Source organism: Mucilaginibacter aquariorum (assembly GCF_024498135.1).
Lineage (GTDB): Bacteria > Bacteroidota > Bacteroidia > Sphingobacteriales > Sphingobacteriaceae > Mucilaginibacter > Mucilaginibacter aquariorum.
In genome coordinates this window covers 1,435,091-1,457,086 of the sequence record NZ_JANHOH010000001.1, presented here as the reverse complement: position 1 = coordinate 1,457,086, position 21,996 = coordinate 1,435,091, and the positions used below count along the sequence as shown (strand labels likewise).

The following is a 21,996-nucleotide window of genomic DNA, read 5'->3' as shown; positions in this document are numbered from 1 at the left end:
CTTGCCAGAGATAAAGACTGGCAACGTGATAAGGTCCATTTTATTCTAAATATTTATTAAAAAATATTTGCTATCTATTTTTTTAACATCTATTTTCACCAAAGTTATTAAAAAGCGGTTGCAGTTAAAAGTATTTGTTTGATTTTAATTGTTGCGCCAATATATAACTCTTTCTAAAAATTATTAACCTAAACCATATCTAATGTTGTTATTTGAAGCCTTTCTCCTGGCGAACAATTATCCCATCCCCCTAACGCTGATCCTCTTAGATAATTTTCGGTAGGATTATGGGTGGAATTTTACGCTATTTAACTCTCGTACTTCTTTTTGCCTGTCCCGGGGTGATTTGCCTTGCGCAAACGATCATCCCACAGCCGTCAGATTCGGCATCTTTAGCCCGTGTGTTAAAAAGCAAAGTCAACGGCCGTGTGGATAATGCGGCAAAGCAACTCAAATATCTTGTGCCTAAACTTCCGCAGGTACAGGTAAAAGGAGGGCTGGATTCGACACTTTTAAAAGATAGCCTCAAAGTTTCGGGTTTGAAAGACACGCTGATATCCGCTATTGGAATTAATAAGAGTATAATTGACCTCAGAAACAAAGCAAGGGAACAAAATCCCGTAAAAGCTGCAAACGCGACACTTGACAAAGCCGGCATACAGCTAAAGGGCGCGGGTAATCAGGTAAGCGGATTGGCAGACAGTCTTAAGAAGCTGGCGCCTTTTAAAAATGCTGTAAAAGAAACACGCACAAAGTTGGCCAAATTCAGTGTTGACGACAATATAAAACAGGTGAAAGCGGCCGCTATAAAAAGCGAGCTGAACGAAAAACTGAAAACCTTTCGCAAACCCGATGTTAGTTTGGCTTTAACCCTGGAGGACGCCGAACGCTATCAGTCTGTGCCGCCATTAGGCATGAATACCACCTCTAAATTTGTGAATGTACTTTCTGCGCGTGGTACACTAACGGCTTTCGGGTTACCTGTTAATATTGATTTTACCACCGATCGTGCTTCGGGTATGCCGCCCATGGGTAACTATTCAAACCTTGTAAAATTTGATCTTGACCCTGCCCGGTTTAATTCCCTATACAAAAATGAACTTTTAAAATACACGGAAATAAGAAGGGACTTGTTGGGCGGAAAAGATTTGAGCGCCTATACAAAATCAAAATTAACAGAGCGTTTAAAAGCACAGAGAAACAATGCCGAACAGGCCCTTAAGGATCAGCCATATGCAAAATACCTGGACGATCCATCAAGTATACAGGAGTTGCTGGGGATGGACCGGAACGCGATCGTCGCCAAATTAAAGAAGGAGTCGATAGGGCGGGCAAAAGAGTATAGCGTAAAAGCCACAGCTGGCATAAAAAAAGTAGCAGCGCTAAAGAGTACTGCTCTTGAACAGGTTAAAGCAAAAAAAAACGCTGTAAACGAACTGTCTTCAAATAACGGGCTTCAGCAATATTTTGGTGATCCTGCCAACATCAAAGAGATCAGTTTAATGGGACCAGGCCAGATCAGTCAAAAGATCTCCGCAATGATCCCTGCGCAGGGTGATGCTGTAAAAACTGTCGGTCCGGACGTGATATTTGCTGGAGTTAACATCAGTGCACTTACCAGGAACTTGTTAGCGGCGAAAGTTGCAGGGCGGGAACAGGTAATCGATAATATCGCTCAACATATATTCCTGTCCTCCCACCAATTCAGTAAAGTAAATTTTAACGCGGAACTTGAGGTGCAAAAGCGCGCTGCAGACCGCGGGCTGGACAGCGTTATTACGACAGATACTTTATCAGGAATAAACGCTGGGCCTACCGACTTCAAAGCATCCCCTATAGCTAAAGTGCTAGATTCAGTCACAAATGACACCAATATTTACCACATCGCCGACGAAATTATGGCTGTGAAAGAAAAGCTGCAAGATCAGGGCCTTGATGTCAACAGGATGATCGCAATGCAGAAATTTCTGGATAACAGGGATTTCCGTGGCGGGGTTTCTGAATTTGGCGATGGGATACAAAAAAGCGGACCTGTTAACCGTTTGCAAGCCGTTGCTTCTAAATTTAGCGCGCTAAAGATTGGCTCCTACAGTAATCAAATTCCTGGCGGCGGAATGAACCAAGAACTTTTTTTAACAGGTGCGCATGTCACGGTGAAATCCGGTTTCGTGCCGCTAACGCTGGGTTACGGCAGCGTCAACGATATGAGCGCGCAAAAAGATGCCCAGTATCAGGGGTCGGTTTACAACCAACCGCGTAACGTAACTTTTTTTGGTGCAGAATTGAAAAATGCTGTCCGCGGCAATTTAAAAATCTCGGTGATCAGTTCCTTTAACCGGGAAGTACGCAATAACCTTTACGCCATCCCCACAGTTTCCTCCAACACCGTTGCCTTTACCCTGTCAAAAGGAGTGAATATCGGCCAGCTGGGCCAGCTCGGCCTGGATGTTTCCAAATCCACTACGTTGTATGCCAATAAATTTCAGCCGGGCGCGGAGGTCATACTCGACCGGAAAGGTGGTTTAAACCAGGATCTGAGTAACGACCTGTTCCAGGCGCTTTCTTTCGGTGTTTCTCATCACCTGGACCTCAACAGTATAGGGGCAACTGATAATGTATACTTTAATTATTCTGGCATGGGGTATCAAAACCCGGCAAACAATGGGTTTGGCGGTGCCAAAATGAAATTTGGAGGAAATATAAAAAAATCATTTTATGGAAACCGGCTTAGTTTAAACCTGCGTACAGATATGACCAATATGCCGATAAGTTATACCAGTAACGACAGATGGAAAAATTACCAGGTATCACTTGAAAGCCGTTATACCGTATCCAAAGGGTTAAATGCCATATTTAAATATACCAATAACGGCACGGATAAACGGGTTGACGGTTTAAACACGCAGGTTTATGGTTTCGAAAAGTTTCAGCTTGACGGTAATGCTTCGTATAAGATTGGGCGGAATTTTTCGGTCAGTCATTTTGGTATGGGAACGCAGGCAATCAGCAGCCCGGTGTCTGGCGGATCACCCGAGGGGCAATCGCGGCTGCTGATTTTGAATTATGTACAAAGCGTGGTCTTAAAACGTAACGTGCTTAGTTTTACCATGTTCTATAACAGGGAGCTAACCGCTGTTAAAATGATCGGTAATATGCTGAACACGGATATGACCTATTCTTATACACTTTTCAGGCGGCTTTCCGCGTCTTCGGGAGTTGTTTATCTGGACAACACGGGTATCGTCAGGCAGGCTGGTATCCGGCAAAGCCTCAACCTGGTGTCAGGCGGTCATTTTGATGTAGGGAGTTTTGTTGACCTGAGAAAAGATATGATCAGGCCATTATATAGCGGCCTTTATCCGGGCTGCAGGGCGGAATTAAGTTTAAAATATCACCTAAACGCATTTTAATGAAGTATCGAATTATATGTTGTTTCCTGCTGTTTATTTCTTCAAGGCTGTCCGCTCAGGTTAGCTTTATACCCGAAATATATGGGCGTAACGTGAACGGGTTATTTTCTTGCCGGATTACCGGTGGCCTGATCAGCACCCCCGCTAAATTGACCATTACAGTAAAAGAGCGGGCCAGCGGCGTGATCTGCGCGATAAGAACCCCGGAGTTTAATTTATTGCCTGGAACAAATCCGATCCCTCTTACTGCCGCCAGATCAGCTGCTATTCAATTTTCTAATAATCGGATCGGGCAGATCAGCGCCTCTACCCGTTCATTCCCTGAAGGCGATTACGAATATTGCTTCTCTATTACCTTTACCCGAAGTGATAACCCGCCGGTTGAACAATGTTTTGATTATACGCTGGCGCCCTTTGCCGAACTCAATCTGATTGACCCTTATAACAAAGATAAAATATGTGACAAGCGTCCTTTATTGAGTTGGCAGCCCTTGCTGCCCGCTATCCCCGGCGCGCTTTACCAACTGGTTCTTGCCGAGGTGAAATCCGGACAGACCCCAACAGAAGCACTCAACTACAACCTTGCGCTGGTTAATCAAAGCGGAATCATGTCACCGACATTGCCCTACCCCTCTATTGCAAAAGAACTTGAAAATAAAAAGAAGTATGCATGGCAGGTAACAGCTTATAAGAATCAAACCATTTTGAACCGGTCAGAAATATGGGAGTTTGCTATTGATTGTAAAGATAGTATGAAAAGAACTGCGGCTAATGGATACCGTGATATCGAAGACCTGTCGAAGGGGAACTTTTATATTGCAACAGGAGTTTTAAGTTTCTCTTTTATCAATGCATTCGGAGAGGGAAAACTCAATTACGAAATTTTTGGTATTGATAACCCGCAGAAAAAGATCAAACACCTGCCGAAATTGAAAATAATCAATGGAACAAACCAGATAGATATCGACCTGTATGATATCGGTTCTTTTAAAAATAATACATTCTACATCTTAAAGGTCACGCTGCCGGATGGAAAAGTAAAGAACTTAAGATTTATATACCGGGAACAGCCATGAAAGCGATGATGATTTTAATGCTTGCAATCTTAATGCTGGCCGGGTGCCACACTGCTGGAGGGAATTTTTTGGAAACCGGGGATCAGGACCTTAACGTTCAAATCGGCCGGCTGCAACCTACCGGTAGCCCGGGAGAAAATGCCGACCGTAACTTTAAAATAAAGCTGGTACCCAAAGGGGAGGCCATACTAACGGCGAAAAAAAATGAGACCGCCTTGATGTTTGCTATGGACAGCTGTTTTTCGCTGAAACAAAGTGGCCGGCAGATATATCCTGCAATGGTGCAGCAGGTTCCCAACGGGGTAAAAGGGACCTATGAATACCTGGTCATATTCCCCACCGTTTCGCTGCGTTTGAAGGATAGTGTTGAATTCAGGTATCAGGATAAAAATATTTCTAAAAAATCATATACCCTAAACCTATTAGTACAGTAACGACATGCAGTATAAATTTATAAATCGCAGGCGTAAATATATAGCGGTCATGTTTTTGGCCATTTGGCTGGTAGATATGGGTATCCCTGTTTCCGTGTACGCGTTGACCTCCGGACCTGCGCAGCCGGAAGCACAGTCCTTCCAACAGGCCGGTGTATCGGATATGGTGGACCTGCAGACGGGGGACTTTAAATATAACATACCTTTAATAGATATCGATGGTTACCCGCTCAACCTGAGTTATCAGGCAGGTGCAGGAATGGAAGATGAAGCCAGCTGGGTTGGCTTGGGCTGGACGCTCAATACAGGAGCGATCAACAGGCAGGTAAGGGGGGTTCCGGATGATATGTCAGGTGATATCGTGGAGACGGATCATTATACAAAACCCATGATCACTGTTGGTGGTAACTTTTCTTCGAAAACAGAAGCTTTTGGTAACGCGTTGTTTAAGGTGACCGGATCGCTTAGCGTAGGGATCTATTCTAATAATTATACAGGTTATGGCGCGCAGCTTAATGCAAATGCAGGAGTGTCGCCAGCCGCGAGCATCGGGGGGCTTTTTACGGGAAGCCTTGGACTTGGAATCACCTCAGATTCACAGAAAGGAGTAGATGCCTCACCCTTTGCGTCTCTTGCCATTTACGATAACGCGACTGGTAAAGCAGTAGAGCACCAGGGCTTAAGCGCAAGCCTGGGTTATAATACACGCAGCGGCATGAAATCCCTTTCTCTTGGTGCCGCCTTTGGATCTAAAGTACAATTCATTAACCCCGGGTTGAATCATTCCTATAACACTGAACCGGTGAACCCCAAAATTCAGGTCCCCTATAAAAATACTTCAGGGTCATTTACTGTAAGCGGCGGCCTTGATGATTTCGGAATATTCGGCGGCGGCGGCATAACCGGTTACAAAACAGTAAGGGAAGTAGCTAAACCGGCACTTTTTACACCCACTTACGGTTTGCTTTACGCAGAAAATGGTAAAGACCGCGAGGATGCGGTAATGGATTTTATCAGGGAAAACGAAAATCCGGTTATACCGGAATTGCCTAATCTGGCTGTCCCCATTCAAATGCCTGATATGTTTTCTTTTACAAATCAGGTAAGCAGCGGCCAGTTTAGATTATATCGCGGCGGATCCGGGATTTTCTTTGACAATAGGGTTGATGACATCAGCGATACCAATACCGGGGGACTAGACTTTGGAGGAAGCTTTTCAGCTATCCATGTCGGTGTCAACTATTTTAAACAGGACTCCCGAAGTACCACACACAAGTGGACACAAAATAATAATTACCGCAGCAAAGGAGATTTCCAGAATAATGATTTTATCAATCCGTTAAAGGAAAATGCTCATTTCAAAGTTTTAGGGGAGATAGCCCCGCAAGATGCAGGATTGACTTTAAAAATGAATGGTACCTTACCGGTTAAAGTCAAGCTGAATGAAGGTGATTACCGTGCGGAATCTTTTTTTTCCGGATCTAATGACCTTGGGGCAGGGCTTGTTAAAACATCACGCCAGCCCAGGGCTACGTCTGTTTCATATTTAACGGCAGCAGAGGCCAATACGAATGGCCTGGAAACTACGATCAAAAATTACAAACTTATTGATATAAATTCCACAATTGATATCGCCGCCAAACCTAAATTAATAAAAGCTTATCCCAGGGTTGACCCGCAGCTTTCAGAAGTTGGCGGTAATGTAGCCGATTACCCAGCATCTGCAGAAAGCCCTGCCGACGCGGACGGCTTCCCGGCTCGTAAGGGCCATCATATATCCGAAATGACCGTTACAGACAAAAGCGGAAAACGGATGGTTTATGGTTTGCCTGTTTATAATGTTAAACAAAATGAATACTCATTCGCCCTGGACAAAGGTTATGCGGTTACGGGGGTTAACCGTACCAGTTATCCCGGAAGAAATAAAGGCGTTGATCATTATTATCATAAAGAGACCAAACCTCCTTACGCAACCAGCTTTCTGCTTACAGCCGTGCTCTCTCCCGACTACACGGACAAGACCGGGGATGGCGTCAGCGATGATGACCAGGGTACCGCAGTTAAATTTAATTATTCGCGCTTATCCTATTTATACAATTGGCGCACACCCTTCGCGGGCGCAAATATCAACAGGGGGCTCCTGGCCGATCCGGATGATGATAAAGGAAGCGTGATCCTCGGAAGAAAAGAGATCTGGTATGTAAGTTCAATAGAGTCAAAAACAAAGATCGCTTATTTTATCACAGAAGACCGGCAAGACGCGCTTGGTGCACAGGCCGACTGGTCTGTCGGGGGCAAAGATGATAATCAAAAACTTAAAAGATTGAAAGAGATCCGGCTTTATTCAAAAGCCGATATGTCAAGGCCCATAAAGGTCGTGAAATTTTCTTATGACTACACTCTTTGCGCCAACGTTCCGAATTTTACGGGGGAGACCACATCAGGCAATGGAAAACTAACCCTGAAAAAAGTTTGGTTTGAATATCAGAACAGCCCGCGTGGCCTCTCTTTTCCATACCGCTTTACCTACAACAATACCAAGGGTTACCAGGAAATGGCTATGGACAGGTGGGGTATGTACAAAGAGCAAACAGAGAACGGCGGCGGGATGACCAATGAGGAATATCCTTATGCTAACCAAAATTCGCGCTCCACGGTAGATGAGAATGCGGCACTTTGGCAATTAACAGCTGTAAGTCTCCCGACTGGCGGCCAGATCAATGTTAACTACGAGGCGGACGATTATATGTTCGTTCAGGACCGGAAAGCGATGGCCATGTATTCCATCAGTGGGTTGGTTAACAGTTCAGGCGCACTGCTGCCAGACCCCAATGCAGATGGATATTTATATAATGCGCAGGGGATCAGGGTATCACTTCCGGCTTCTAAAATGCCTCCCGATGGACAGGACATTACCGCCTGGTTCAAAAAGAATTTTTTAAATGGAAGCGACTACCTCTACACCAAAATGAATGTAGATATGAAAACGAAAAATGACCTGTCGGTTGTGAACAGCCATGACTTTGTACCCGCATATATCCAGGTGACAAACGTTACAAAGGCAACTGACGGGACTAATGGGTTAAATATCTTTATGGCGCGTTACACGGAGAATGGCATAAATACGAATACTATTATGCTCGCCGCATTACAGCGCCTTAAAAACGAATACCCGAGGTTTGCTTACCCTGGTTATCAGCAAAAAGACAAAGCGACTGCTTCATCAAGTATTCTTTCGATCATTAGCGCAGTGATCAATGCCGCTTCAAATTTTGGTGAACTTTTTGAGAATTTTTATCAGACGGCGAATAATAACCATTATGCTACCAAGGTTGATCTCAATAAAAGTTTTATCAGGCTCGCAAAATATAATGGTTATGAAATAAGCCCGGGACAGGAGGTTATTGCCAAGACAGGAGGGGGCGCCCGGGTAAAAAGTATTTATATTACCGACAACTGGAACCCCGATGGAAGCCAGACAGACCGAACGGCACAGTACGGACAAGTATTTGATTATACAAAAGTTGAAAACGGACTGCTGATCAGCACTGGCGTTGCGGCATATGAACCCGGAATCGGTAACGACGAAAACCCCTTTAAAATGCCTGTACCTTATATTCAAAAGATAAAAGGCGGGATAGATAATTATATGGATCTGGAAGAACCTTTCGGGGAGTCGGTTTTTCCGGCCCCGTCTGTAACCTATAGCCGTGTAACTGTTAGGGACTTGGGTAAAAACGGAAGTGCTTCTACTGTAAAAAGTGATTATTATACGGTTAATGACTTTTATACCGGCAGGGACTATCCGGTAAAGGTGAATGCACTGCAGCCTGAACGCTACGCCCCGGTAAAAGGCAGCCTTTTCAGCCTCATTGAAACCTTTAGCGATTCAGAGCTGATCATGTCCCAGGGTTACAGTATTGAGCTGAATGATATGAACGGCAAGCTAAGATCCACAAGAATCTATAATAATGCAGGTGCCGAGATCAGCGCGACAGAATACTTTTACAAAAGTACCCCGACCGGTTCCGGAACGCAGAAGCTGAATAATCTGGTCAAGGTGGTCAAACCCGGTGGTACCGTAGTTGACGGTGTTTTAGGGCAGGATATCGAACTGTATACTGATTTCAGGGAACAGGAGACAGTCAACCTTGGAACAGCCGTTAATACAGGTGCCGAAACCTTAAACTTAGGTATTTTTTGGGCTTTTCTTGTCCACTTGCCTATCAAACGCAATGATGATTACCGGTTGTTTCGGTCGGCCTGTGCCTTTAAGGTAGTGCAATCGTATGGCATCCTGGAAAAGGTTGTCAAAACCCAAAACGGGTCTTCGATCACTACCGAAAATATTGCCTTTGATGGTGTTACAGGGGATCCATTGATCACCCGTACCCAAAACGAGTTTAAAAGGGACATCTTCACGATGAGGATACCGGCCTATTGGGCTTACGAGGGCATGTCTGCCGCTTACCAAACAGTCGGCTTGCTGTTTGGGCCGCTTACCGCAAGTGCATCGGGCGAAATACCGGTAAACAGTTATGCTTTTTTTAAATCGGGTGATGAGTTTATTGACATGCAGGTGGACGAGACCGATACGCCAACTAATATGCCAAGGTTCGGCAATCACTATTGGGTGGTAGAGCAGAACCGTTCTGGTGTTATTAAAAAATATATCATGAACCGGTACGGTCAGATCCAGACCGGTTTTAGCAGCAAACTGGTCAAAATTATCAGGTCGGGCGCCCGTAATATATTGGATGCAGACATCACCCAGTTGGTAAGCCTCAATAACCCCATCGCAGGGGGGGCATTACAATTGGTAGGCAAAAATGACCTGACATCGGCGCTAAAGGTGATCAATGCCTCGGTTACCACCTATGATGAGACCTGGGCAACCGAAATGCCGGATATACATGCTTTTGATGCAAATAGCGGGGATGACTTCAGCGTGCCTGCCGGTACGGTAAAACAAGAGCAAGCGGGTACATACCCTATAGTTTATTACAACAACACTGTAAATCCTCCATTTATGCCCTTAAGCTCCAGCCTTAAAGCGATTGTGGATAGGTCCAATACACGTTCCATTTCAAGAAGCCGGAGCAGCGGTGTAAACCTCCTTGGTCTTTTTTCAAAGTTCTGGGTGCCTCATGACGGGACTTATCAAATTGTAACCTCCGTAGTGGGGAGCGGTTTCAAAATAAGATTTGATGATAACTGCTCGACCGCGGCATGGAACTATGATTTAATGAACCAGGGGGCGATGCAAAGGAAATATTCTGTTTCACCAAAATATTTAAACAAAGGCTATCATGACTTACGGATAGAATTACCGTCAGTTGGCACTCCGCATCCTGATGAGGATTATGCATATCTTGAGATCTTGGATAATGACGCGGCAACCATAGCCAATAACCAGAATGGTGAGTTGCTGGTTTCGATTTTTTCGACGCAGGAGCTGGTGGGAGATAACCCCAATACGATTGTTTACTTGAATAAGAGCGGGGTTAGTGCACCATTTTATAAGTCCATCTACAATGATGGTTTCGATACACCCTATAGCCCTTGTACGGTCCCCGTCACATCCATCAATCCTTACATTTATGGATACGCAGGTAACTGGAAGCCTTATAAAACCAAGGTGCTGCAAAAGGATAGACTTTATAAAACGATCACTGACGGCGCACCTGGCCTGGTCAATGTTAAGGACGCCGGCTACATTAATGGTTTTTACAGCTATTGGTTTTGCGAGCAGGTAGCTAATAACCCAAAATGGCTGCAAAACCTCGACCTTGCAGCAGAACGCTGGACCACCGCCAACACAGTTACCATTTATGATAAATATGGCCAGCAGACTGAGAATGTGGATGCCTTAAACAGGTATAGCGCGGCCTTATTTGACTTTAACGGGGAATTGCCTGCGGCAGTAGCAAGTAATGCCCGTAACCGGGAGATTTTTGCTGCTTCTTTTGAAGATGGCTACTTTAAAATTGGTGGTGCAAATTACGTTGATGCCAGCCCTGTAATTCAATTTCAGCGTGCAAATATTACCAATTCAAATTTGAATGCGCTGCTTAGGCAAGGAGTTTCCCACAGCGGGAATTATAGCGTGATTGTTCCAGCCGGAGGAATAACTCTTAAAACAGTAAGCTACGCTGATCTTGAGCAAAAAAGCTTTCCATATTTTGAATTCAATGCCAAAAATGAATTTATCAAAAATCCGAATGCAAAATATCCGATAGGTTTTCAGCCAACGCCCGCTAACGGTGGCAAATATTTATTCACAGCCTGGGTAAAGGATAATGATGTTTATAACAAACAGGCCACTGGCATTACCCTGTTGAAAAACCTAAGCAATGTTCCGTTGACCGTGAGAGCGGTAGTGGAGGACTGGAAACTGGTGGAAGGTGTGTTCGAGATTACTACTCTGTACCAGAACGACGTGAATATTGATATACAGCCGGTTGGTACCGGCCCTGTATATATTGATGATATCCGGATCCATCCGATAGCTTCCCAAATGAAGACGTATGCTTACGACGATAAAAGCATGCGCCTGATGGCGGAACTGGACGAGAACGGATTTGCTACATTTTATGAATACGACAGCCAGGGCCAGTTAGCAAGGGTTAAAAAAGAGACCGAAAGGGGGATCGTGACCCTTAAAGAATCAAAGTCATCTTATGTTAAATCTGTCGCTCCCTAAAACGAATATTAATGGAAAGTAAAAAAACATTTTTTAAGGTTGTGTTAATAGCATCGGTATTAGTAGGTATAACCCTGGCAGGCTGGTCCATGCGGAACAGAATAACCGCCGGAACCGGTATCAAGCAGCCAAAGGTAGCCCGGGTTGACAAACCCAGACAAAGCAAATATGACAGCCTCACGGTAAAAGAATTCAGCACATGGCTACGACAAATTGATCAGGATCGTGACAAATTTACGATAGGCGGTACGATCAAAGTGGATGCGCCGGGTGATACAGGCCAAATTAAAATGGTATTGCCGTTTAAACTTACACGTTCGGGCCGGCAATTCTTTTACCGTATTGGTGATGAAATGGTGATCAGTGATCATGGGGTTAATTTAAACGTGATGAATGACAAGAAAAAAATATTTGCCGGCCCGCAAAAACCTTTTCAAAATATGAACCTGTTAAGCAACAATAACCTGCAAATGCTATTGCAGCAGGAGGACTACGAACTGAGCATAAAAGTTGCGGGCAAATTCAGGACGTTCATTCTCAATAATGACCGGCACCCAGGTTGCAAACGCTACGCGATGGAGGTAGATACAGAACGCGGGAAAATTGTGAAAATATCCACAACGCTAACCTCGCCGCAAGAGCCGCTTAACAGTAAGAAAGACAGATATGTAGAAGTACTTTTCCTCAACTCTTCAGATAAGGCGGATTTTACCGGGGAGCCTCAAACAACAGATGTTTTAAATGCCGGCGGTTTGCTAAAAGGTGTGTACAAAGATTACACGCTTATTAAACTTAATTAAAAAACAACCTTATCACACTGTATGAACTTTGTTAGAAGAGGCGTATTGCTGGCAATAGTAACCTTATTTTCATTAGTTAATGAAGCAAAACCGTATGCTGTTGTAGATGCATTGAATAGCAATTTGTCAGGTGACGATGGTAAACCGGTATATGGCTTTAAGAGGGATGATTTAACTGCCCCCGGAGTGGTTACAATAAAGGATGATAAATACGACGACCCGTTATTTGACAAAGTTAAATTTCCGGTGGCGTTTATAAAAAGTAGTATTAGCCTCAGGATAACCGACTTTACAAAGTTGCCCACCCAGAGTAATACGCTCAGCTTCGAAGTGGATGTAAGTGTAGTAGCTTACACGGATGCAAACAACCCTACCCAGGCATCTGCACCACAAACAAGAACATTGAAGGTGACTTATAACCGCCTTGCCGGTACAACTTATAAAGCATTTGATAACTATGACCTGCCGGTGGGTGCCTATAAAATGGAGATGACCGTTACCGATGTGCGTTGTGCGGAACTTCCGGCATCGGTTTTACCCAAAGATAGTATTCGCGGACTTGAAGTATCTGAGTGCATTTTGGTTACCCGCAAATATGCTTTACCCGCTAACAAAATAGTTGATGTTGGCCCACTTACAGTTACCGGTTCCGTTAACAACGCTGCCGGTATTTTAAGTTTGAACTATGAGGCCGCCCTCGCTCAGGAGTATGATGTGGAGATAGCGCCAATAGACATTGGCAGCCCCTATATGATCGTTATCAACGCTATGCTGGCAGATAATTCTGTATCGAATGAAAACCTGGATGCGTTATTCAGAAATAATACCACCCGCATAACTAATTCCACAAGCAGCTATCAGTTCACCCTGTTTGATAACGATTATGTATTAGCGCGGGTAAGGACCGTAAATTATGATGCGGCAGGTAACCGGTTAAGAGGGGCATGGAATTACAAATGCCAGAAAAACGGTATTGCACAGCTCAAGTATAATATCTGGCCGAAGAGTTGGGCCGAGCAAACAAAAAACTTTCAGTATGCCGTTGCCTACGCAGAAGATGGTAAAAAGAAAGAAGTGATGAGTTACTTCGATGGCACGTTGCGAAACAGGCAATCGGTAACTTTAGCAAGCACAGAACCAAATACGCCGCCGGTACCTATTGTACAGGAAGATGTGTATGATGTTTTTGGCCGTAAATCGGTTGCCATCTTACCGGCTCCCGCAGAAGTGAATGACGCCGAGGCCACCCTTCATTATTTCCAGAACTTCAACATGGATAACGATGGCATCCCATATTCTGTCAAAAATATCAATGGGATTGCAATGCCCGGCGGATGCGAAATGCTGCCAGATGTTATGAATAACTTGAGTGGCTCCTCAAAATATTACTCTCCGAACAATCTTTTTAAAAACCTGGTCAAGTCAAAATTTAACAAGGCCATCCCTGATGCCCAGGGATATCCGTTTTCTGTTACACAATATACAGCAGACAATACTGGCAGGATCAAGCTGCAGGGTGGGGTAGGCCCGGCGTTTCAACCGGGTACAGGTACGGTAAATACAATGAGCCGTACCAGTAAATATTACTATGGTAAGCCCGAACAATGGGAGCTTGACCAGTTGTTTGGTAATGATGTTGGCTACGCAGAGCATTACACAAAAAATATGGTTATTGACCCGAACGGCCAGATCAGCTTAAGTTACCTTAATGCAAGCGGTAAAACCATAGCTACTGCATTGACAGGCCCCAACCCCTCAACCCTTGATCCGCTGCCGGCTTTAAACACCGAGAATGTAAAATCTGATTACATAAAGGTACTTAACCCTGCACAGTTTATATTCAACAGGTCGGAACTGAAAATCACTGCCAATACAACTTACCTGGCTGCGATCCCCGATCATAGTGTTAGCTTACAGGTTAACATTGAACAGTTGAAGGACCGCTATCCCGATAATATATTATGTAGCAATTGTTTTTATCGGCTGGTTGTAAAAGTGACCGATGATTGTGGTAACAATATACCGGTGAATAACGGCCTGGATCTACCTACATTCGGATCTGCCACATCCAACCCCGGCTATACCGATCCGCAACCTGTTAAAACAATCGCCAATGTTGACTTTGCAAAGCCCGGTGAGTACCATATCAGTGTTGAATTCCTGATGGACCAGCAGGTTATTGATAATTATACAGATAACTATGTTAATTACTCGCTCAGTAATAATTTATTGTTAGGCAAGTATAACTTTATAAAAACTAAGTACTTAAGTACGCTTCAACTTGCCGATTGTTATAAAGACTGTGTTACCTGCCAGGTGATGTTGACACAGGGCGAACCGGCATTTACCGCTTTGGTAAAAACAAGGTTCAGTGCCTTTGGTGTTGATGTAAATACTGACCCGGTCATAAAAAATGATTTTGAGGCATGGTCGTTAACTACGTTCAATAATCTCAAGATTAAATGTGAAGCGCTCCAGGCAAATTGTTCTTTTGCACCCTGCAGCAGTTACGAAAACCAAATGCTTGCCGATGTTAGCCCGGGCGGCCAATACGCCTTATTTAAAGATAATTTAATACCAGTTGAGCCAGTTTTTAATGTTCTATATGTGCATTTTAATGATGTATTCGGTTTGGCAAACCTGCCTTCCGGAACACTTACTGGTGATGATTCTGTTTCTGTAAACGGTAAAAGAATTTCGGTATACAGCGCGGAGTTTACTCTTTTTAATATGGTCCAAAACTGGAACCCGGTCTGGGCTTATAAGTTTTTACCATATCATCCGGAATCTTGTAAACTGACTTTTTGCCAGGCCAATGAAGGGTCAAAAAACTGGGATGAGCAGGTAAAGCACTTTGTAACCCGGATAGCTGACCTGAAAAAGATTAACGGAGGCGTGAGTCTTGCTTATAATGAAAATACGCCCTTACTGCTGTACAACCTTGATCCCTTCTTTAAACTCAATGCCACTGGTTATAATTATCGAAATAATTTTATAGCTGATCTGCAGTCTTATACAGACCGTGTGCTTAAAATAACGGGCTCGGGGTCTGCTTATACGAATGTATCTCTGCCCCGTTATATCAAATACCTGCTGTATTGCAAAAGTTCGAGTGCTACAGGGGCACCCTGGCAGGATTGCACCCCTGTTTGCAACGCCCCCGAAAAGGAATTTAACATGTACCGGGACATGTACATGGAACTAAAGGCGATTTATTATGAAAAAATAATGAATGCAACCACCTGTTCCGGAAAGTTAAGTTGCCCTGTGGGGGGAAGCGCGCCGATAGTTCAAGTGCCCGGAGACTGCCCAACGCCAATAAATTTCTCGCTTGAAAAAGACGAAGGTTATCATTCTCCTTGTGATAACTGGTCTCAACCGATTCGGATCAGTTATTTAGGTGGCGCGATCAATAGCAATACAACTTTGGAGCTTTATTATTCGCCGGGTGTTAACAGTTATCTTTATAACTTCGGCTATCCCGGAGATCTTGGGCCAAGATCGGTTCCTGTGATAAGGTATGTAACATTTACACCTGGTCAAAAATATGCTTATGTGTGTATTCCAAAAGATGCTTCGATCACTGACGTAAAGATAAAGAGGATTACTTGTACGGGTGCACCGACCGTTATACCCGTAGGTAAGTATATCGATATCGTTGATGAGGTGATCGAAACCTCGCCCGTGAGACTATTTGAAACTGTAAACTGGCTCTTTGGCACTTACTGGAAATGGTACACTGCTTACGATAAAGTAAACAAAACAACAGTAACGTTAAAGGATAAACTCGGAAATGCCGTAATTGCAACTGAAAATATTCCTGTCATTGTGCCATATATCTATTTAACTACTGATGCATACGGCAATAACTTACCGGCATCACCTGCTTCCCTGTTGGTGACTATTCCGGTGGGGCAATCTTCGGGTATCATAACCTACAATAGTGCATACCATCACCACATAGACGGCGAGCATCCTCACAACCAGCACACCTATCTAATTTTAGACAAAGAAAAAAACCCGACTGTTCCCAGTAATTATTTGATCTGGGGGAATAGCTCCAATCCAACAACTACAACCTGCGATCCGATATTGCTAACAAAAGATGCCCGCTTTCCTCCCTATCCGGAAGACGGCAATGGTTCACAAATCCTGACGACGGGTGTGGCGAACCAAATAACGCAAAACAATGATAATGAAGTGGCAGGTTTCGTTAAGACAAACTGCGAGGCTACGGCTGATGAATTGATCGAAAAATTAAGACCTGGTATCATAGCCATCAATAAGTTAGGGATGATAGATCAGCTTAGGGCAAGACTAATTGCGGTGTGTACTGCAGGCGGCGGGTCAACAAACATATTTGGTGCAAGTAAAATAGGTGCGGCAACAAGTTATGGTGATCTAAGTTTTGGCGATGCGATAAAGAACACTTTACAGCTCGCAAATTTCACACCGGCACTTAACCCATGGCTGATCAATTCGCCCTTCCCATATGATATGCCGCAAAAAAACACCCGTACCCCTATAACGAGTGGTAGCACGGTGGTTTGTAATAAAATACAAGCTTTAAGGGCCGAGTACCAGGCAACGCTTCCCCAGGGCCAAACGGCTACTGACGGGGGATTGTATACTTACCTTAAAACAAAGTTCGGGGTTGCAATGGATCTTACATCTGACCAGTTTGCTGGTTTATTAACATCCTGTACTTCCTGTAATGAATTGATGCCTGACGAAATCGCCCTTCCTGTTTTCATGGAGCCTTCAACCTCGGGATATATCACCAGGGCGCAGTATAATACTGCTCTTTCCAGCCTGAATTCGCAGTTTGGCGGCAGTCTGGCCACAACTACGTTCGATAATCAGGTCATATTCGCTACATTCATGAATATGCAATGGGGGTTTAGCCTCAGTTTTGATGATTATAAAACTTTTCAAAACAACACAGAAACCATGTTGCTTAACAGGCCCAAATACCTGTCTGTTAAGCCCGACCCTTATGCCTGTGCCTTATCGCTCATCGACGGTGCGCTGGCCAGCGGCGTTATCGATTATGATAAATATATATATGAGGCAAGAGAGGCGTTTAAAGTGCATTACATTGCAACCTGTTCAGCAGCGAAAGCTTACACGGCATTAAACAGCCGCACCCCGCAATATCATTATACGTTGTATTACTATGACCAGGCAGATAATCTTGTTCGTACAATACCGCCCGAAGGTGTTAAACTCCTTACTTCTGATAAGTTTGCCAATATTGATAATGCGAGGGACAAAGGTGATGCCGTAAGCTGCACCTATACAGGGCCAATTGTAACAGATAAGCCAGGCGCGCTGACTACCTTGTCGTCTGTGTTATCCTCCACAACTGACGGAGCTATAGAGATGTGGTTGTTTAACGACGGCAGCTCGGGCCATACTTTCAAAGCATTTACTTCAGACAAGAAATATCTTTTCCAGGCAGGTATTTCCGGCAACAAGCTTTATGTCGATATCTATCCTACTGATGGTTCCGTAGCCGGGGCTTTAACCTTCACACCAGCTACCAGGCACTTCCAGGCTGATATTTCGGCCGCAATGCCGCTTGATCCATTTGTACATATCGTTATGCAGGGTACCGGGCTTGGCTCGGCAGTATTGCCGCAGTTGTATTTAAACGGTAAGGTTTTGACGGTTGTTAATAATGCAACTTCACCGTCTCCGCTTTCTTTATCAGCTACGGCAATTTCAGGCGACGTAACAGTACCTGATTACTTTGCCTCGATAAAACACCTGGTTATCTACGGCCACAAATTAAGTGTTGCCAATATTAACGCTGATGCCGCAAGCACCTGTTTTACCTTTGCAGACAACAATAAGCTTGGCTGGTACAGGTTTAATATCCCACTGGCAGGTGAGATGACCACCGCCGGCAGTAACACCACAAACGAAATCACAAATTTCGGCTGGTTCCCGCAACATTCACTGGCGACCAGTTATGTTTACAACAGTACCAACCAGGTTACCCGGCAATACTCGCCGGATGGTGGTGTAAACCGTTATTGGTACGACTTACTGAGCAGGCTGGTTGTGTCTCAAAATGATAAGCAGCTTGCGGAAAATAAATACAGCTATACGCTTTACGAGCCGCAGTTGGGCCGTATTACCGAAGTTGGACAAAAGAATAATTCTAACTTTTATCTGGGACTGCCGGACTTTTTAACCAATACGCAAATAACAGGCTTTAATACTTCCGGCACAAATGTGCAGGTTACCAATACCTGGTACGATGGAATAGTTGGTGGAATAGGCGGCGTAACAAGCCCGGGTACCCAGGAAAACCTGCGCAAGCGGGTATGGGCAACCGCTTATCGTGAGAACGCCGGTGACAATGCTTCGCAGGCTACTTATTACTCTTATGATGTTAGTGGAAATGTGAAAACCCTTTGGCAAAAAATTGGTGGACTGAATATAAAACGAATAGATTACGAGTTTGACGAGGTTAGTGGTAAAGTAAACTTTATAAGTTACCAGGATGGGATGGGAGATCAATTCTACTACCAGTATGATTATGATGCCGAGAACCGGCTGGTTAAGGCCTGGTCTGGCACACAGGCTATTATTAATCGTTATAGTGGAAGCAATTTGTTGTGGAATAACCGAAAACTTGATGCCGATTATTACTATTACCTGCACGGGCCATTGGCGCGAACTGTTCTTGGAGGCGAGCGTGACCGTGTACAGGGTATTGATTACGCGTACACACTGCAAGGATGGCTAAAAGGTATTAACAGTACAAACCTGTCGTACAATAATGACCCTTCAGAAGATGGTAAGCCAATTCCGGCCTTGCCTGATCCAAATCGTGGTAATACAATTGCTACAGCTGATGCTTTTGGCCTTGCTTTACAGTACCACAACTCCGATTACCTGCCGGTTAGTAACTTTACACCTTTTGCAAACGCGGCAGGCGTAACGGGTTTCCGGTCATTATATAATGGTAATATAGCAGCCAGCGCGGTCAATATTGCTTTTCCGGCGGCAACGGCACAGCAAGGCCCCCAACTGGCTGTTTATAAGTACGACCAGCTTAACCGCCTAACAGGGCAGGATGTTTTTAAAGGATTAAATGTAAGCAGCAACGCATGGTCGCCAATTGCATTGAATGACTACAAAGAGCAGGTGGCGTATGATCCCAATGGGAATATCAATACCTATACCCGTAATGGAATGGTTGCAGCTGGCAACAGCGCAGCGTTAATGGATAACCTTACCTATAATTATTTTACTGACCCTGCAACAGGCCGCAAAATAAATAACCGCTTAAAATCAATAAGCGATAATGTAAGCAGTAGTTTATCTGCAGATGACATTGATAACCAGGCAGCTTCCAATTACCAATACGATGCCATTGGCAATTTAATTACGGATGCGCAAGCCGGTATTACGGGTATTGAATGGAATGTTTACGGCAAAATAACGAGTATAACTGGCAGTAACCCGGTAAGCTACACTTACAATACTTCCCAGCAGCGGGTAAGTAAAAAAGTTGGTACAACTACTACCTATTATGTAAGAGATGTGCAGGGGAATACCCTGGCTGTATACGACGATATCGGCGGGGTTAAAAATTGGAAAGAACAGTATTTGTACGGGAGTAGTCGCCTGGGGACCTGGCTGCCGAATATCGGTAACATTGATAACAGATTCCCAACTGTTGCTACCAGCATATGGCCCAATGCCGGATTAAAACGATATGAACTGACTAACCATCTGGATAATGTACTGGCAACGATAACCGACCGCACGGTGCTATCACCAACGAACGATTACTATACCGCGGATGTAGTTAACGCGCAGGATTATTATCCTTTTGGTATGCTACAACCCGGCAGAACCTATTCGGCCAATGGCAGTTATCGTTATGGGTTTAACGGTAAGGAAAACGATAATGAGGTAAAAGGCCAAGGCAACCAACAGGATTACGGTATGCGAATCTATGACCCAAGGGTGGGGAGATTTTTGAGCGAGGATCCGTTGGCTAGCAGTTTTCCAAGTCTTTCTCCCTTTCAATTTGCAGCTAATAACCCTGTTCAATTTATTGATATGGATGGAGAAGAGCCTAAAATTAAAACTGTAAATTATGGTCGCAATGTTATGATTGGATTAGTCAATGTCGACAAACTTCAGAGTCACCCAAATGCGATTAACAATAATTGGCTCGGTGTAAAAAGTGATATACAAAATGGATTGACTTACATCAATTCTTTAAAAGACAATCGTTTGCCTACTACGCAATTGATGAATGTGGTATTTGTAACTCACGGAGGAGTAGTTGAAACGACTACACACCATTCAGATGGAAGTATCACAAAAAGCGAAGAATATTTCTTTCAAGCGGTTCCGGGTAACGAAAATCTGCTAATAACATCAGGGGATATTATTAGCTTTATGAAAGATGGAACAAGTAATCCTAATGATAAGTTTGTTAACGAAAAGAACCAGTCAATTGCTGCTTTACAAGGGATTATGGCACAAATGGGAAAAGATGGAAATTTCGTAATTTCAGCATGCAATGTTGGTTCTGATGAAAGTATGGGTATAGCATTACAAAAATTATCTAATGGTAAAGTTAATATTTATATTACGCCAGACCTGGTTAGAATATCTGGCATGAAAAAAGATAAGAATAATAAAGATGTTTGGGATGCTATTCCGGAATTAAATACCCCCCGAATAGCCGATGGTTCGTATTTGGATCCAAATGCAATACAAAAAGTGAAAACTATTTCTAAATATAAAGTTGGATTTATTTTATTTCCGGCTGGAAATAAAAAAGCCGTGAAAAAAGATATAAACATTTTACTTAAATCAACAGGAGAACCTTTAAATGAAGTTAAACCTAAAGAGAGGGCTAAAGAAGAATAAAAATTTAATAATCTTTTTTCTGAGTTTGATTATTATGGTAAACTGTAGTGCACAAGAATCGAATTTCTTAAATAGCCAAACTTATAAAAAGGAAAAATCGGGTAATGATAGTTTGCGTTTTGAGTTAGAATCGTTAAAATATGATTCTGTCAAAATGTTTTATTTTAATAAAGAAAAATATAATGTAAATGAGTTCTCACTGAAAGTTGATACGCCGAATATTTATAATAGAATCACGTTTCCAGATACAAGTTTCGTTTCGATAGACGGTTCACAAACGGATCATAAAGGAGCATTGGTATTTATGCATGATGCCAAAAAGCTTCTTAAAATATTGGCGAATTTCAAAAATGAAGTATTTCCATATAATGAACCAATTAAGGAATATATTCCAACAGTGGGTTTTGTATTTTTTAAAAACAAAGTCGCTGTTGGCCATATTGACATTGCCTTCTTTGATAATAAAATTAGAATAGAAATATTTAAAAACAATAGCCTTAATTATCATTACAGTCGAGATGTTATCGGTTCAAAATTGGAAGATTTTTGCCGGAAACTGGCACACCGTAATCATTTCCCTTCTTGGGTATTTTCTCGTCGTATTTCTCGTTGGGAAAAATAGATCACATCTCAAAAGTAAGTCCCGCTTGGTGCTGCGAGTTAATCGGA

At 43.5% G+C, this 21,996-nt stretch carries 7 protein-coding genes; all 7 read left to right on the top strand.

Going from position 1 to position 21,996, the window contains the following annotated elements:
• The first annotated feature begins 287 nt into the window (after window positions 1-287).
• Genes NPE20_RS06225 through NPE20_RS06195 form a run of 7 tightly spaced genes read left to right on the top strand, consistent with a single transcriptional unit; the run spans window position 288 to window position 21,949 of the window.
• On the top strand, window positions 288-3,410 hold the full coding sequence (locus NPE20_RS06225) for a hypothetical protein (RefSeq protein WP_256537749.1): 3,123 nt from the start codon (window positions 288-290) through the stop codon (window positions 3,408-3,410).
• Window positions 3,410-4,486, top strand: a complete 1,077-nt coding sequence (locus NPE20_RS06220) for a DUF928 domain-containing protein (protein WP_256537748.1) — start codon at window positions 3,410-3,412, stop codon at window positions 4,484-4,486. Before NPE20_RS06225 ends, NPE20_RS06220 begins: the two co-directional genes overlap by 1 nt.
• A 17-nt stretch (window positions 4,487-4,503) precedes the next feature.
• The gene (locus tag NPE20_RS06215; RefSeq protein WP_256537747.1) at window positions 4,504-4,920 is read left to right on the top strand and encodes a hypothetical protein; all 417 of its coding nucleotides are present in this window, start codon (window positions 4,504-4,506) and stop codon (window positions 4,918-4,920) included.
• Between the two features lie 49 nt (window positions 4,921-4,969).
• On the top strand, window positions 4,970-11,623 hold the full coding sequence (locus tag NPE20_RS06210) for a hypothetical protein (RefSeq protein WP_256537746.1): 6,654 nt from the start codon (window positions 4,970-4,972) through the stop codon (window positions 11,621-11,623).
• 11 nt (window positions 11,624-11,634) lie between these two features.
• Complete coding sequence (locus tag NPE20_RS06205; protein ID WP_256537745.1) at window positions 11,635-12,423, top strand: hypothetical protein; 789 nt, start codon at window positions 11,635-11,637, stop codon at window positions 12,421-12,423.
• A gap of 21 nt (window positions 12,424-12,444) precedes the next feature.
• The gene (locus NPE20_RS06200) at window positions 12,445-21,327 is read left to right on the top strand and encodes an RHS repeat domain-containing protein (protein ID WP_256537744.1); all 8,883 of its coding nucleotides are present in this window, start codon (window positions 12,445-12,447) and stop codon (window positions 21,325-21,327) included.
• Window positions 21,290-21,949 carry a hypothetical protein gene (locus tag NPE20_RS06195; protein ID WP_256537743.1) on the top strand — a complete coding sequence of 220 codons (660 nt, stop codon included), beginning with the start codon at window positions 21,290-21,292 and terminating at the stop codon, window positions 21,947-21,949. Before NPE20_RS06200 ends, NPE20_RS06195 begins: the two co-directional genes overlap by 38 nt.
• The last annotated feature ends 47 nt before the right edge of the window (window positions 21,950-21,996 follow it).